Annotated in this window: 13 protein-coding genes; 8 read left to right on the plus strand and 5 right to left on the minus strand. The window is 64.0% G+C overall.

What is annotated here, in order from left to right; translation table 11 throughout:
* The gene (locus AC1D02_RS15170; protein ID WP_477318254.1) at positions 1-1,122 is read right to left on the minus strand and encodes an HlyD family secretion protein; all 1,122 of its coding nucleotides are present in this window, start codon (positions 1,120-1,122) and stop codon (positions 1-3) included.
* A gap of 112 nt (positions 1,123-1,234) precedes the next feature.
* Between AC1D02_RS15170 and AC1D02_RS15175 the strand changes: the two genes are divergently transcribed.
* A complete protein-coding gene (locus AC1D02_RS15175; RefSeq protein ID WP_477318256.1) occupies positions 1,235-1,885 on the plus strand; it encodes a TetR/AcrR family transcriptional regulator in 651 nt (216 codons plus the stop codon).
* A gap of 142 nt (positions 1,886-2,027) precedes the next feature.
* On the opposite strand, the gene lpdA is transcribed toward AC1D02_RS15175, so the two are convergent.
* The 3 genes from lpdA to aceE all read right to left on the minus strand — a co-directional run bounded on the left by lpdA (position 2,028) and on the right by aceE (position 8,232).
* Positions 2,028-3,800 carry a dihydrolipoyl dehydrogenase gene (lpdA, locus tag AC1D02_RS15180; RefSeq protein WP_477318258.1) on the minus strand — a complete coding sequence of 591 codons (1,773 nt, stop codon included), beginning with the start codon at positions 3,798-3,800 and terminating at the stop codon, positions 2,028-2,030.
* A 12-nt stretch (positions 3,801-3,812) separates the two neighbouring features.
* Complete coding sequence (gene aceF / locus AC1D02_RS15185; RefSeq protein ID WP_477318260.1) at positions 3,813-5,450, minus strand: dihydrolipoyllysine-residue acetyltransferase; 1,638 nt, start codon at positions 5,448-5,450, stop codon at positions 3,813-3,815.
* A gap of 85 nt (positions 5,451-5,535) precedes the next feature.
* Positions 5,536-8,232, minus strand: a complete 2,697-nt coding sequence (gene aceE / locus AC1D02_RS15190; RefSeq protein ID WP_477318262.1) for a pyruvate dehydrogenase (acetyl-transferring), homodimeric type — start codon at positions 8,230-8,232, stop codon at positions 5,536-5,538.
* 355 nt (positions 8,233-8,587) lie between these two features.
* On the opposite strand from aceE, the gene folD reads away from it, so the two are divergent.
* The 6 genes from folD (at position 8,588) to AC1D02_RS15220 (ending at position 14,246) form a co-directional block, all read left to right on the plus strand.
* Complete coding sequence (gene folD / locus AC1D02_RS15195) at positions 8,588-9,430, plus strand: bifunctional methylenetetrahydrofolate dehydrogenase/methenyltetrahydrofolate cyclohydrolase FolD (RefSeq protein WP_477318264.1); 843 nt, start codon at positions 8,588-8,590, stop codon at positions 9,428-9,430.
* Between the two features lie 28 nt (positions 9,431-9,458).
* Positions 9,459-11,543 (plus strand): M3 family metallopeptidase, encoded by a 2,085-nt coding sequence (locus AC1D02_RS15200; protein ID WP_477318266.1) that lies wholly within the window; start codon positions 9,459-9,461, stop codon positions 11,541-11,543.
* A gap of 11 nt (positions 11,544-11,554) precedes the next feature.
* On the plus strand, positions 11,555-12,169 hold the full coding sequence (locus AC1D02_RS15205) for a DUF4124 domain-containing protein (protein WP_477318268.1): 615 nt from the start codon (positions 11,555-11,557) through the stop codon (positions 12,167-12,169).
* A gap of 7 nt (positions 12,170-12,176) precedes the next feature.
* A complete protein-coding gene (locus tag AC1D02_RS15210) occupies positions 12,177-12,602 on the plus strand; it encodes a DNA polymerase III subunit chi (RefSeq protein WP_477318270.1) in 426 nt (141 codons plus the stop codon).
* Complete coding sequence (locus AC1D02_RS15215) at positions 12,599-12,880, plus strand: hypothetical protein (RefSeq protein ID WP_477318272.1); 282 nt, start codon at positions 12,599-12,601, stop codon at positions 12,878-12,880. The genes AC1D02_RS15210 and AC1D02_RS15215 overlap by 4 nt, the downstream gene beginning before the upstream one ends.
* Before the next feature lie 223 nt (positions 12,881-13,103).
* Entirely contained in the window at positions 13,104-14,246 is a 1,143-nt protein-coding gene (locus AC1D02_RS15220; protein WP_477318274.1) for a branched-chain amino acid ABC transporter substrate-binding protein, read from the plus strand.
* Between the two features lie 296 nt (positions 14,247-14,542).
* On the opposite strand, the gene AC1D02_RS15225 is transcribed toward AC1D02_RS15220, so the two are convergent.
* Complete coding sequence (locus tag AC1D02_RS15225; protein ID WP_477318276.1) at positions 14,543-14,851, minus strand: c-type cytochrome; 309 nt, start codon at positions 14,849-14,851, stop codon at positions 14,543-14,545.
* 184 nt (positions 14,852-15,035) lie between these two features.
* Here AC1D02_RS15225 and AC1D02_RS15230 point away from each other — a divergent pair, with 184 nt between their 5' ends.
* A complete protein-coding gene (locus AC1D02_RS15230; protein WP_477318278.1) occupies positions 15,036-15,263 on the plus strand; it encodes a TIGR04438 family Trp-rich protein in 228 nt (75 codons plus the stop codon).

A 15,263-nucleotide genomic window follows, 5' to 3' on the forward strand; every position in this document is an offset into this window, starting at 1 on the left:
TTATTTGGCGGCGGTTTGATTAAGCTTGATTTCAGCCAGCGCCGACATGCCCGGCACCAGGCGTCCGCCCAGCTGCTTGACGTCTTCCTGGCGCAGCGTGATCTTGACCGGCACGCGCTGGACGATCTTGGTGAAGTTGCCGGTGGCGTTATCGGCCGGCAGCAGCGCGAACTGGTTGCCCGAGGCCGGCGAGAAGCTGTCGACCTTGCCCACCAGAGGATGGTCCGGCATCGCGTCGACCACCACGTGCACTTCCTGTCCCGGCACGATGCCGGCCAGCTGGGTTTCCTTGAAATTGGCGGTGATCCAGACCTGGTCCTGCACGATGGCGGCGAGCTGCTGGCCCGGCTGGACGCGCGCGCCCACTTCCACGCTGCGCTTGCCGATGCGGCCGGCGACCGGCGCGACGATCTTGTTGTAGCCGAGCTGCTGCTGCGCGTCCTTCAACTGGGTGCGCAGCACTTTGACCTGCGCCTTGAGCACGTCGCGCGCCGAACCGGCGGCGCTGATCTGGGCCTGGGCGGCGAGCGCGTTGTCGCGGCGCGCGGCGACGTCGGCGGTGGCGCCGGCGCGCGCGGCGTTGGCCGCATCCAGCTCGGCCTTCGAGACGGCCTTCATGGTGGTGTTGTACAACTGGCTATAGCGGTCGGCGTCCTGCTTGCTGCGCACCAGCGCGGCCTGGGCCTGCGCGACCTGGGCCTGCGCGGCGCTGGCCTGCGCCTTGACCTGGGCGACGGTGGCGTCGGACTGCAGCACCTGCTGTTCGGCGCTGGCGATCTGCGCCTGGATCTGCTCGACCTTCACGTGCTGGTCGGCCGGATCGAGTTCGGCGATCACGTCGCCGGCCTTGACGTTCTGGTTGTCCTCGACCAGCACGCGGGTGACCACGCCCGGCACGCGCGCCGACACCGGCGTCACGTGGCCGGCGATGAAGGCGTTCTCGGTCTCGACGTAGAAATGGCTGCGGTACCACATGCGCCCGCCCACGCCGAGGGCCACCAGCGCGATCACCGCGACGATGCCGATGACGCGCTTGTTCGGCGGCGTGGCGGCGGGCGCGGATGCTGCGGCGTCGACGGCGGCGAGCGGCTTGTGATCGACCTTGTTGGGCGTGGCGGACATGGAACAACTCCAGAAAATGAGATTGGGTAGTAGCGCATTATTGGTCAGGTACGATTGGAAGTCAAGAAATGAAACGATTGCATTTCATTTTATTTTGGCTTACAGTGGGCGCATGTCTAACGAATCTTCCATCATCGCCGCCGCCAAGTGCGCCGGCCGTCCGCGCAGCAGCGAGCGCGAGGCGCGCACGCAGGAACTCATCCACACGGCGGGCCAGCTGTTCCTGAAACACGGCTATCGCAATGTCAGTTTGGAAATGCTGGCGCGCGAAGCCCACGTCGCCGTGCGCACCATTTACGTGAAGTTCGGCGGCAAGGCCGGGCTGCTCAACGCCGTGCTGGTGGCCAACCGCGAGCGCTTCTTCGACACGCACGACCTGGACGAAGACCAGCGGCCATTCAAGGACATCGTGCACGACTTCGCGGTGCACTTCCTCGACCTGATCACGATGCCGGAAGCGATCAGCATGCAGCGCATGGTGATCGCCGACGCGCCCGGCAATGTGGAGCTGGCGCAGACCTTTTTCGAAGCGGGGCCGAAGCAGACACGCGACATGCTGGTGCGGTTTTTCTCGCGTCCGGATATCCGCGCGCAGCTGCGCGACGATCTCGATATCGACATGCTGGCGGTGCATCTGCTCAGCTGCATCGAGGGCGACCGGTTCAGCCGCTGGCTGTTCGCGCCGGTGAAGGTCTCGCGTGCGCAGGTGATGCGCGAGCTGGAGCAGCGCCTCGACCTGTTCTACCGCGGCGTGCTCAAGTAATCACGCGGCGGCGACAGACCCGGGGACTCGGCGTCCCCGTCGCTCCGGCGGACCTGACCCCGGACCTTGGGCCGCGACGCGTGAAAAAGAAAACGGGGTCTGGTTCGCAGGAACCAGACCCCGTTTTTGCGACAACTTCGCCTTAGCGCTTGCGCACCGGCGGCAAGTCCGTGCACACGCCTTCGTACACTTCCGCCGCCATGCCGATCGATTCGCCCAGCGTCGGGTGCGGGTGGATCGTCTTGCCGATGTCGACGCCGTCGGCGCCCATCTCGATCGCCAGCGCGATCTCGCCGATCATGTCGCCCGCATGCGTGCCGACGATGCCGCCGCCGACGATGCGATGCGTCTCGGCGTCGAACAGCAGCTTGGTGAAGCCTTCGTCGCGGCCATTGGCCACAGCACGTCCGCTCGCGGCCCACGGGAAGTGGCCCTTCTCCAGCTTGATGCCCTTGGCTTTGGCCTCGTCTTCGGTGATGCCGACCCATGCCACTTCCGGATCGGTGTAAGCCACCGACGGAATCACCTTGACGTCGAAGAATGCCTTCTCGCCGTGCGCAGCTTCGGCCGCGACGTGCGCCTCATGCACCGCCTTGTGCGCCAGCATCGGCTGGCCCACCAGGTCGCCGATCGCGAAGATGTGCGGCACGTTGGTGCGCATCTGGCGGTCGACCGGAATGAAGCCGCGATCGGTCACCGTCACGCCAGCCTTTCCGGCGTCGATCTTGCCGCCGTTCGGGCTGCGGCCGACAGCCACCAGCACCATGTCGTACAGCTGCGGTTCCGGCGCGGCTGCGCCCTCTTCCGCGGCGGCGAACGTGACCTTGATCCCCTCGGGCAGCGCTTCCACGCCGACCGTTTTGGTCTTGGTCATGATCTTGTCGAAGCGCTTCTCGTTGAACTTCTGCCAGACCTTGACCATGTCGCGGTCGGCGCCCTGCATCAGGCCGTCGAGCATTTCGACGACGTCGATGCGCGCGCCCAGCGTCGAGTACACGTGCGCCATCTCGAGGCCGATGATGCCGCCGCCGATGACCAGCATCTTCTTCGGCACCGCGCGCAGCTCCAGCGCACCGGTCGAATCGACGATGCGCGGATCTTCCGGGACGAACGGCAGCTTCACCACCGACGATCCGGCGGCGATGATCGCCTTCTGGAACGCGATGACTTTCTTGCTGCCGTCGGCCGCGGTCACTTCGATGTGGTTCGGGCTGACGAACTTGCCGACGCCCTGCACCACGGTGCACTTGCGCGCCTTGGCCATGCCGGCAAGGCCGCCGGTCATCTTCTTGATGACGTTTTCCTTGTAGCCGCGCAGCTCGTCGATGTTCACTTCAGGCTTGGCGAAGGTGACGCCGTGCTTGGCCATCGCGGCCGCCTCGTCGATCATCGCGGCCACGTGCAGCAGCGCTTTCGACGGAATGCAGCCGACGTTCAGGCACACGCCGCCCAGGGTCGAATAACGCTCGACCAGCACCGTGTTCATGCCCAGGTCGGCCGAACGGAAGGCGGCGGAGTAGCCGCCGGGACCGGCGCCCAGCACCATCATTTCGCATTCGACGTCGACCTTGCCGGTGTAGCTGCCGGCAGGGACGGAGACGGCGGCAGGCGCGGCAGCCGATGCCGGCGCAGCGGCCGGAGCCGGCGCGGCTGCGGCGGGCGCAGGCGCCGCGGCGCCGGCTTCGTCCAGCATCAGCAGCAGCGAGCCTTCGCCCACCTTGTCGCCGACCTTGACCTTGATCTCCTTGACCACGCCGGCGGCGCTGGAAGGAATCTCCATGCTGGCCTTGTCCGATTCGACCGTGACCAGCGACTGGTCGACCTTGATGGTGTCGCCCGGCTTGACCATCACCTCGATCACTTCAACTTCCTTGAAGTCGCCGATATTCGGGACTTTCACTTCAATTGTGCTCATCGTGCGCTCCAATCACAACAGGGTTTTGCGCAGGTCGGCCAGGACGTCGGCCAGGTAAGCGGTGAAGCGCGCGCCCATGGCGCCGTCGATCACGCGGTGGTCGTACGACAGCGACAGCGGCAGCATCAGGCGCGGCTGGAACTCCTTGCCGTCCCATACCGGTTCCATGGCGGTCTTCGACAGTCCCAGGATCGCCACTTCAGGCGCATTGATGATCGGCGTGAAGTAGGTGCCGCCTATGCCGCCCAGCGACGAGATGGTGAAGCTTGCGCCCTGCATGTCGGTTGGCTTCAGCTTGCCGTCGCGCGCCTGCGCGGACAGCTCGCCCATTTCGGTGGCGATCTGCGAAACCGACTTCTTGTCCGCGTCCTTCAGCACCGGCACGACCAGGCCGTTCGGCGTGTCGGCCGCGAAGCCGATGTTGTAGTACTGCTTCAGGATCAGGTTCGCGCCGTCTTCCGACAGCGACGAGTTAAACGCCGGGAATTTCTTCAGCGCCGAGACGCTGGCCTTGATGACGAAGGCCAGCATGGTCAGCTTGACGGTCGACTTGGCCTTGGCCAGCGCGGCGTTCGAATCGACGCGGAACTGTTCGAGGTCGGTGACGTCGGACTTGTCGTACTGCGTCACGTGCGGGATCATCACCCAGTTGCGGTGCAGGTTGGGACCGCTGATTTTCTTGATGCGCGACAGCGGCTGCAGTTCGGTCGGGCCGAACTTGCTGAAGTCGAGCGAAGGCCATGGCAGCAGGTCGAGGCCGACGCCGGTGCCGCCGCCGGCTGGCTTGGCGGTCGGCGCGCTTGACTCGGCCAGCACGCCCTTGACGAACTTCTGCACGTCTTCCTGCGTGATGCGGCCTTTCGGACCGCTGCCGCCAACGCGGCCGAGGTCCACGCCCAGTTCGCGGGCGAACTTGCGGATCGATGGCGATGCGTGCGCTTTCGATGCGTCGATTTGTGCGGCGGCCGACGTGGCCGGCGCGGCTGCCGGAGCAGCGGCCGCAGGTGCGGATGCTGGAGCCGCGGCAGGTGCAGCCGTAGGTGCGGCTGCGGCTGGTGCGCCGGCGGACGTCGTCTCGATCAGCAGCACGATCGAGCCTTCGGCGACCTTGTCACCGACCTTGACCTTCATTTCCTTGACCACGCCGGCGTGCGACGACGGGATCTCCATGCTGGCCTTGTCCGATTCGACGGTGATCAGCGACTGGTCGACCTTGATGGTGTCGCCCGGCTTGACCATCAGGTCGATGACTTCGACTTCCTTGAAGTCGCCGATGTCCGGCACTTTCACTTCGACGATGCTGGTGGTTCCCGCCGCCGCTGCAGCGGGTGCAGGTGCGGCGGCCGGCGCAGGCGCCGCGGCTGGCGCAGGCGCCGCCGCAGGTGCGGCGGCAGGCGCCGGCGCGGCGGCGTCCGCCGTCTCAAGCAGCAGTACCAGCGAACCTTCGGCGACCTTGTCGCCGACTTTAATCTTGATTTCCTTGACCACGCCGGCGTGGCTGGACGGGATCTCCATGCTGGCCTTGTCCGATTCGACCGTGACGAGCGACTGGTCGACCTTGATGGTGTCGCCTGGCTTGACCATCAGTTCGATTACTTCCACTTCCTTGAAGTCGCCGATATCCGGGACCTTGACTTCGACAATGCTCATGGCATGACTCCGTTGTTATTCGTTTTAGCGAGAGAGCGCAACGGGGTCTGGTCCGGCGGACCTGACCCCATTTTCGACAGGCTGATTACTGCGTTACCGGATTCGGCTTGTTCGGATCGATGCCGTACTTGGCCACCGCTTCTGCGACCACCGACTTGTCGATCGTGCCGTCGTCGGCCAGCGCCTTCAGTGCGGCGACGGTGACGTAGTAGCGGTTCACCTCGAAGAACTCGCGAAGCTTGACGCGCGAATCGGAGCGGCCGAAACCATCGGTGCCCAGCGCGGTGAAGGTGCGGCCCTTCGGCACGTACGGACGGATCTGGTCGGAGAACAGGCGCACGTAGTCGGTCGTCGAGACGATCGGGCCGCTGGTGTTCTGGAGCAGCTGGGTCGCATATGGCACGCGCGGTTCGGCGGTCGGATTGACCAGGTTCCAGCGCTCGCAGTCGGCGCCGTCGCGGGCCACCATCGTCAGCGACGGAGCGGACCAGACGTCGGCTGCGATACCCCAGTCCTTGGCCAGCAGTTCGGCGGCGAAGATCGACTCGCGCAGGATGGTGCCGGAGCCGATCAGCTGCACGCGGATCTTCGATTCTGCAGCGCCTTCCTGCAGCAGGTACATGCCCTTCAGGATGCCCTCTTCCGAACCCTGGCGCAGGCCAGGCATCGGATAGTTCTCGTTCATCAGCGTGATGTAGTAGAACACGTCTTCCTGGTTGGTCACCATGCGGCGCAGGCCGTCGTGCACGATCACCGCGACTTCGTGGGCGAAGGTCGGGTCGTACGGCATGCAGTTCGGGATGGTCGCGGCGAAGATGTGGCTATGGCCGTCTTCGTGCTGCAAGCCTTCGCCGTTCAGCGTGGTGCGGCCCGCGGTGCCGCCCATCAGGAAGCCGCGTGCGCGCATGTCGCCCGCCGCCCACACCATGTCGCCGATGCGCTGCATGCCGAACATCGAGTAGAAGGTGTAGAACGGGATCATCACGCGGTTGTTGGTCGAGTACGAGGTCGCGGCGGCGATCCACGAGCCCATGCCGCCGGCTTCGTTGATACCCTCTTGCAGGATCTGGCCGGCCTTGTCTTCGCGGTAGTACATGACCTGGTCCTTGTCGACCGGCTCGTACAACTGCCCCTGCTGGTTGAAGATGCCGATCTGGCGGAACAGGCCTTCCATGCCGAAGGTGCGCGATTCGTCGACCAGGATCGGGACGATGCGCTGGCCCAGGCTCGGGTCGCGCAGCAGTGTCGAGATGATGCGGACAAAACTTTGCGTGGTCGAGATCTCGCGGCCTTCCGCGGTGGCGTCAAGCACGTTGTGGAACGCCGACAGTTCAGGCACGACCAGCTGCTCGTCCGCCTTCGGACGGCGCTGCGGCAGGTAGCCGCCGAGGGCCGCGCGGCGCTCGTGCAGGTACTTCATTTCAGGCGCGTCGTCGGACGGCTTGAAGAACGGGATCTCGGCCAGCTTGTCGTCCGGGATCGGGATGGCGAAGCGGTCGCGCATTTCGCGGATCGCCTCGTCATCGAGCTTCTTGGTCTGGTGCGCGGTGTTGCGCGCCTCGCCCGACTTGCCCATGCCGAAGCCCTTGACGGTCTTCACCAGCAGCACGGTCGGCGTGCCCTTGTTCTCTTGCGCGTTCTTGAAGGCGGCATAGATCTTGTGCGGATCGTGGCCGCCGCGGGTCAGGCGCCAGATGTCGTCGTCGGTCATGTTGGCGACCATCTTGAGCAGCTCGGGATCCTTGCCGAAGAAATGCTTGCGCACGTAGGCGCCGTCCTTGGCCTTGTAGTTCTGGTATTCGCCGTCGACGGTTTCCATCATCACGCGCTGCAGGATGCCGTTTTTGTCCTTGGCCAGCAGCTCGTCCCAACCCGGGCCCCAGACGACCTTGACGACGTTCCAGCCGGTGCCGCGGAAGTCCGCTTCGAGTTCCTGGATGATCTTGCCGTTGCCGCGCACCGGGCCGTCGAGGCGCTGCAGGTTGCAGTTCACGACCATCACCAGGTTGTCGAGGCGTTCGCGCACGGCCATGCCGATCGCGCCCATCGATTCCGGCTCGTCCATCTCGCCGTCGCCGCAGAACACCCAGACCTTGCGGTTGCCGGTGTCGGCGATGCCGCGGGCGTGCAGGTACTTCAGGAAGCGCGCCTGGTAGATCGCCATCAGCGGGCCCAGACCCATCGACACGGTCGGGAACTGCCAGAAGGTCGGCATCAGTTTCGGGTGCGGGTACGAGGACAGGCCCTTGCCGTCGACTTCGCGGCGGAAGTTCAGCAGCTGCTCTTCGGAGAGGCGGCCTTCGAGGAAAGCGCGCGCGTAGATGCCGGGGGAGGAGTGGCCCTGAATGTACAGCAGGTCGCCGCCGTGGTCTTCGGTCGGGGCGTGCCAGAAGTGGTTGAAGCCGATGCCCAGCATGTTCGCCAGCGAGGCGAACGAGGAGATGTGGCCACCGAGGTCGCCGTCGGCGCGGTTGGCCTTGACCACCATCGCCATCGCGTTCCAGCGCATCCACGAGCGCAGGCGCTCTTCATATTCGAGATTGCCCGGGCAGTGCGCTTCCTGGTGCGCCGGGATGGTGTTGACGTATGCGGTGTTGCTGGAGAACGGGATCTGCGCGCCGCGGCGGCGAGCCAGGTCGACCAGGCGCTCCATCAGGTAGTGGGCCCGTTCCGGACCTTCATTTTCAATGACGGCTTCGAGCGCTTCGAGCCATTCTGTGGTTTCGAGGGTGTCCGGATCGTTGGCGGCCTGGGCCGTCAACTGGTCGAGTTGAGCTGACATTGATGCGTCTCCTTGTGGTGGGGCGCCCTGCCAGATTCGTCGATCGGCGGCGGACGTTTTTGCTGATTATTTACTAATACTTTGCGCGTGTGTGAGGATTTTAACAGTGTTTTGGGCTAATTTCAAATTACGATATATGATTTCATAGTGTGGAATTGACGTATTTTCTCGTAGGGAAATGGCTGTTGCCGCAGGGGTCTGGTCCGCCCGACCTGACTCCATTTTTTGTCGCCGCCGCCGGCTTTATCGCGCCTGCGTTTTGGCCGCGTCGCGTTCCAAAATGGTGTCAGGTCGCGCAGGACCTGACACCAACGTCATATAATCTCGGTTCCCCTCTGCTCTTAGCCTATCCGCCATGCCCGCACAATTGATCGATGGAGTCGCCCTTTCCCAACAACTGCGCAGCGAGATCGCCGTCCGGGCCGCCGCCCTGACTGCGCGCGGAAAACAGCCGGGACTGGCGGTGATCCTGGTCGGTGAAGACCCGGCGAGCCAGGTCTACGTGCGCAACAAGGTGAAGGCCTGCGCCGACGTCGGCTTCCACTCGACCCTGGAAAAATACGACGCCGACCTGTCCGAAGCCTCCCTGCTCGAGCGCGTCGCCGCGCTCAACGCCGACCCGGCGATCCACGGCATCCTGGTGCAGATGCCGCTGCCGCGCCACATCAATCCCCATAAAGTCATCGAGGCCATCTCCACGTCCAAGGACGTCGACGGCTACTCGGTGCTGTCGGCCGGCGAGCTGATGACCGGCCTGGCCGGCTTCCGCCCGTGCACGCCGTACGGCTGCATGAAGCTGATCGAGTCCACCGGCTTCGACCTGCGCGGCAAACACGCCGTCGTGATCGGCCGCAGCAACACCGTCGGCAAGCCGATGGCCCTGCTGCTCTTGCAAGCGAACGCCACCGTCACCATATGCCATAGCGCGACGCCGGACCTGGCTTACCACACGCGCCAGGCCGACGTGGTCGTGGCCGCGGTCGGCCGGCGCAACACGCTGACGGCCGACATGGTCAAGCCGGGCGCCATCGTCATCGACGTCGGCATGAACCGCGACGACAACGGCAAATTGTGCGGCGACGTCGATTTTGCCGGCGTGCGCGAAATCGCGTCGCACATCACCCCGGTGCCGGGCGGCGTCGGGCCGATGACGATCACCATGCTGCTGATGAACACCGTGGAAGCGGCCGAACGCTGATCCCGAACCCTTTACTGGAAGAGAGCTTATGAATACCGACACCACGAATCCCCTGCTCGACTTCTCCGGCCTGCCGCGCTTCGACACGATCAAGCCGGAACACGTCACGCCCGCGATCGAGCAGCTGATCGCCAACGCCAGCGCCGTCGTCGCGCAGCTTGAGGCGCCGAGCGAGCACGTGACCTGGGACTCGTTCGCCATTCCGCTGGAAGACGCGACCGAGAAGCTGGGCCGCGCCTGGGGCGTGGTGAACCACCTGAACAACGTCGTCGACACGCCCGAACTGCGCGCGACCTACAACGAGAACCAGCCGAAGGTCACCGAGTTCTGGACCGCGCTGGCGCAGAACGAGGCGCTGTTCGCCAAGTACAAGGCGCTGAAGGCCAATCCGGAATATGTGAACCTGTCGCCGGCCCGCAAAAAAATCATCGAGAACGCGCTGCGCGACTTCCGCCTGGGCGGCGCCGAGCTCCCCGCCGAGAAGAAGGCGCGCTTCGCCGACATCCAGGAGCAGCATGCCGCCGTGTCGACGCGCTTCTCCGAGAACGTGCTCGACGCGACCAACGACTACAAGCTGCAGGTCGAGGACGAAGCCGACCTGGCCGGCCTGCCGGACGACGTGAAGCAGGCCGCGCGCGCCGCCGCCGAGAAGGACGGCAAGCCGGGCTTCCAGTTCACGCTGCATTTCCCGTCCTACTTCCCGATCCTGCAATTCGCCGACAAGCGCAGCCTGCGCGAGACGATCTACCGCGCCAGCGCGACCAAGGCGTCCGAAATGGGCAGCGTGTTCAGCGAGCTGGAAAAGTGGGACAACACGTCCAACATCGCGACCCTGCTGAAGCTGCGCGACGAAGAAGCCAAGCTGCTCGATTACCGCAACTTCGCCGAAGTGTCGCTGGTGCCGAAGATGGCGCAGAGCCCCGAGCACGTGATCGAATTCCTCGAAGACCTGGCGCGCCGCGCGCGTCCGTACGCGGAAAAGGACCTGGCCGAACTGCGCGCCTACGCCAAGGACAATCTGGGCATCGACCAGCTCGAAGCCTGGGACCTTGCCTACGCGTCGGAAAAACTGCGCGAGCAGCGCTACGCCTTCTCGGCGCAGGAAGTGAAGGAATACTTCCCCGAGCCGAAAGTGGTCGACGGCCTGTTCAAGCTGGTGCAGTCGCTGTTCTCGGTGACGATCAAGGAAGACAGCGCTCCGGTGTGGCATCCGGACGTGCGCTTCTATCGCATCGAGCGCGCCGGCAAGCTGGTTGGCCAGTTCTACCTCGACCTGTACGCGCGCAGCGGCAAGGGCGGCGGCGCCTGGATGGACGACGCCCGCGGCCGGCGCCTGGAAACGGGCGGCCAGCTGCAAACCCCGGTCGCCTACCTGACCTGCAATTTCACGCCGCCGGCCACCGTCGATGGCGTCGAGCAGCCGTCGCTGTTCACGCACGACGAAGTGACCACGCTGTTCCACGAATTCGGACACGGCCTGCATCACATGCTGACGCAGGTTGACGAGATCGGCGTGTCGGGCATTTCGGGTGTCGAATGGGATGCGGTGGAGCTGCCGTCGCAGTTCATGGAAAACTTCTGCTGGGAGTGGGAAGTGCTGCAGAACCTGACGGCGCACGTGAAGACCGGCGAGCCGCTGCCGCGCGCGCTGTACGACAAGATGCTGGCCGCGAAAAACTTCCAGTCCGGGATGCAGACGCTGCGCCAGGTCGAGTTCTCGCTGGTCGACATGCACCTTCACTACGACTACGATCCGGCCAGCGCGCAGACGGTGCAGGAGCTGATCAACGACGTGCGCCAGAAGTTCTCGGTGATGATGCCGCCGGCGTTCAACCGCTTCCAGCACTCGTTCGGACATATTTTCGCGGGCGGCTACGCTGCCGGTTACTATAGCTACAAGTGGGCGGAAGTGCTGTCCGCCGACGCCTACGCCGCCTTCGAAGAAGCGGTGGCGGCGGGCGGCGGCGACCTGTCGGCGGAAACCGGCAAGCGCTTCCAGCAAGAGATTCTCGCAGTCGGCGGCTCGCGCTCCGCGCTGGAATCGTTCAAGGCCTTCCGCGGCCGCGAACCGAGCATCGACGCCTTGCTGCGCCATAGTGGAATGAGTTCCTGAGCGGAGAGCGCATGAAGTTGAGTACGACCCTGGCCGGCGTTGCGCTGCTGCTGTTTGCGGCGAGCGCCAACGCGCAGATGTACAAGTGGAAGGACGCGAAGGGCGTCGTGCACTTCAGCGACCAGCCGCCGCCGGACCATGCCATCAAGGTCGAGAAGAAGTCCATCGACCGCGGCGCGAGCGATGCCGCCCTGCCCTACGCGCTGGCGCAGGCGGTGCGGCGCAGTCCCGTGGTGCTCTACACCACCAGCGATTGCGCGGCCTGCGACCAGGGCCGCGCGCTGCTGAACCAGCGCGGCATTCCGTTCGCCGAGAAGACGGTCAACACCGCCGAAGACCAGAAAAAAGTGAGGGAAGCCGATGGCAGCGGGCAGTTTCCGTTGCTGCTGGTGGGCGGCGCCAAGCGCGTGGGCTTCGAAGCCGGCGCGTGGAACGAGGCGTTGACCCTTGCCGCGTATCCGGCCCAGCGCCGGCTGCCGGCGGGTTATCGCAATCCGGCCGCGGCGCCGGCCGCGCCGCCGGCCCCGGTCCAGGAGCATCCGCTGGCGCGCGATATCGAGCCTGCCGCGCCGCCGGCCAAGCCACCGGCGCCTTTGCCGACCACGCCGCCCGGCTTCAAGTTTTAAGGACCCCATGACGCGGATCGACTTCCATACCAATATTCCCGACAAGCTCACCTACGCATGCCGGCTGGCGCGCAAGGCCTATTCGGCCGGCGGCAAGCTGGTGCTGTTGGCGCAGGATGCCGCCCAGGCCAGCGCGCTGAACGAGGCGCTGTGGACCTTGTCGGAGACCGACTTCCTGCCGCACGTGATGGCGGCCGATCCGCTCGCGGCGCAGACGCCGATCATCGTCACCGACAGTGACGAAGCGGAGCTGCCGCATGGCGACATGCTGGTCAACCTGACGCGGCGCGCGCCGGCCCACGTCGAGCGCTTCCAGCGCGTGTTCGAGATCATCTCGACCGACGAGGACGATGCGGCGGCCGGCCGCAAGCGCTACGTCGCCTACAAGCAGCAGTCCTACCCACTGACCCACTTCGTCGCAGGAAAATCATGAGCAATGGCCCGACCTTCGATCCGAGTATCCCGGTGTTGACCGAAGTATTCAAGGAGCAGCCGGTCTTGGCCCCGGGGGCTGGTCCCGCGGACCTGCCCCCGTCTTCGGAACCTGCGACGATCGTCGAGGAAGCCGATCCGCAGTGGGAGATGCTGGAACAGCGGCTGGTCGAACGGATCATGCAGCGACTGCAAGAGGAACTCCGAGATAGTTTGCCCCGCATAGTGGCCGAGGCCGTCGCGGCGGAAGTGGCGCAACTGAAGTCGCTAAGCAAGTAATTCGGCGCCGCCGACCAACACCAGGGGTCAGGTCCGGCGGACCTGACCCCGCCCTTGTCGCCGCCGCGTGACAGGCCCTGCTGCTTGCATCCCCTTACAATTCTCCCGCCCGACCCGGTGCACCCATCGACGCTCCGGCACGTTTACCCCTTTGCTAAGCCAGCAATTTGTTGTACCTTTTGCCCTACGCAAAATTCTGAACATCAACCTTTGGAGAATGTCCATGCAGTTCACCACCAAGCTGATTCCTCTTGCCATCGCCCTGGCCTTCGCCGCTAATGCCAGTGCGCAAGAGGTCGTCAAGATCGGTCACGTCGCGCCTATCTCCGGCGCCAGCGCGCACCTGGGCAAGGACAACGAAAACGGCGCCAAGATGGCGATCGAAGAGTTGAACGCCAAGGGTTTCATGATCAACGGCAAGAAAGTCACGTTGCAGCTGCTGACCGAAGACGACGCCGCCGATCCGAAGCAAGGCACGGCCGTCGCCCAGAAGCTGGTCGACGCCCACGTCAACGGCGTGATCGGGCACCTGAACTCGGGCACCACGGTGCCAGCTTCGCGCATCTATAACGATGCCGGCATTCCACAGATTTCGCCATCGGCCACCACGCCGCAGTACACCAAGCAAGGCTTCAAGGGCGCGTTCCGCGTCGTCGCCAACGACAACAAGCTGGGCGGCACGCTGGGCCGATACGCGGTCGACAAGCTGGGCGCCAAGAGCATCGCCGTGATCGACGACCGCACCGCCTACGGCCAGGGCGTGGCGGACGAATTCGTCAAGGGCGCCAAAGCCAAGCTGCCGGGCGTGAAAATTGTCGGCAAGGAATTCACCAACGCCAACGCGACCGACTTCACCGCCATCCTGACCTCGATCAAGGCCAAGAAGCCTGACCTGATCTTCTTCGGCGGCATGGATTCGGTGGGTGGCCCGATGCTCAAGCAGATGAAGGCGCTGGGCATCAACGCCAAGTTCATGGGCGGCGACGGCGTCTGCACCGAAGCGCTGGCGCGCCTGGCGGGCGACGGCATCGGCGAAGGCAACGTGACCTGCGCCGAAGCGGGCGGCGTCTCGGGCGCGCAGGAGAAAGTCATGACCGACTTTGTCGCGCGCTACAAGAAGAAGTACAACACCGACGTGCAGATCTACGCGCCGTACGTCTACGACGCGGTGATGGTGATGGCGACCGCGATGCAGAACGCCAAGTCGGCCGATCCTGCCAAGTACCTGCCTGAGCTGAAGAAAATCAAGTACCAGGGCGTGACCGGCACGATCCAGTTCGATCCGGTGGGCGACATCAAGGACGGCTCGCTAACCCTGTTCACCTACAAGGGCGGCAAAAAGACCAAGATGGAAGTAGTGCGCTAAGCACGCGGGCCCAGCCCAGAAAAACCGGGGTCAGACCCGGTTTTTTTACGCGCATTCGCGTGATGCACCAAATTAAAAGCGGGTCTGACCCCAATGTTATTTGGCCGCGAACGTAAAAAAGCGCGAGGATGACAGCGCGCTGTTGCGTTGAAAAGAAAATCAGGGTCAGACCCGTTTTTTTACGGCCATTCGCGTGATGCAGCAAATTAAAAGCGGGTCTGACCCCAATGTTATTTGGCCGCGAACGTGAAAAAGCGCGCCGATGGCAGCGCGCTTTTTCGTTGAGCTATTCTCTTTTATTTCTGGGACAGCACCCACTTGACCAGCGTGTGAGCTTCAGCTTCCGTCACCTGCGGATTGGCCGGCATCGGTACGGCGCCCCAGGTGCCCGAGCCGCCCTTCATGACTTTGGCCACGAGCTTGTCTTCGGCATCTTTCTGGCCAGCATATTTTGCCGCGACATCCTTATAGGCCGGGCCGACCAGCTTCGATCCGACCGCGTGGCAAGCCATGCAATTTTTCGCCTTCGCCAAGTCGGCATTGGCCATGGCGCTGGTCGAGGCCAGGGCCGACAACACCATGCACAACATCAGTGAGCGTTTCATCTATTTCTCCAAAGATAACTAGCAAAATCCATTCTACCGTGTTTCGCGCTCTATCAATTAGGCGTTACATTCGATAACGATTGGCGCGTGAGGCGCGTTGACCACAGTATCTCCAACGGTTTTGCGTTTTTTTGCCCTACGGCACTAGTTTGTTTGTAAGATGCAGGACGAAAAGGAGTTTCCCATGCCGTTGATTATCATCATCGCACTACTGATTGGCCTGCGCTATTTCGAGGTCTGGCGTTTCGCCGAGATGTCCTGGTGGTGGGTCGCCGCCGCGATGGCGTTCGCCTTCATCTGGTTCGAATTCATCGAAAAGGCACTCGGCCTCGACAAGAAAAAAGAGCACAACGTCGACGAGCAGCGCCGCAAGGACCGCATCAAGTCGACCTTCGACAACAAGCGCAAGTGA

The organism is Massilia sp. P1_C10 (assembly GCF_056406475.1).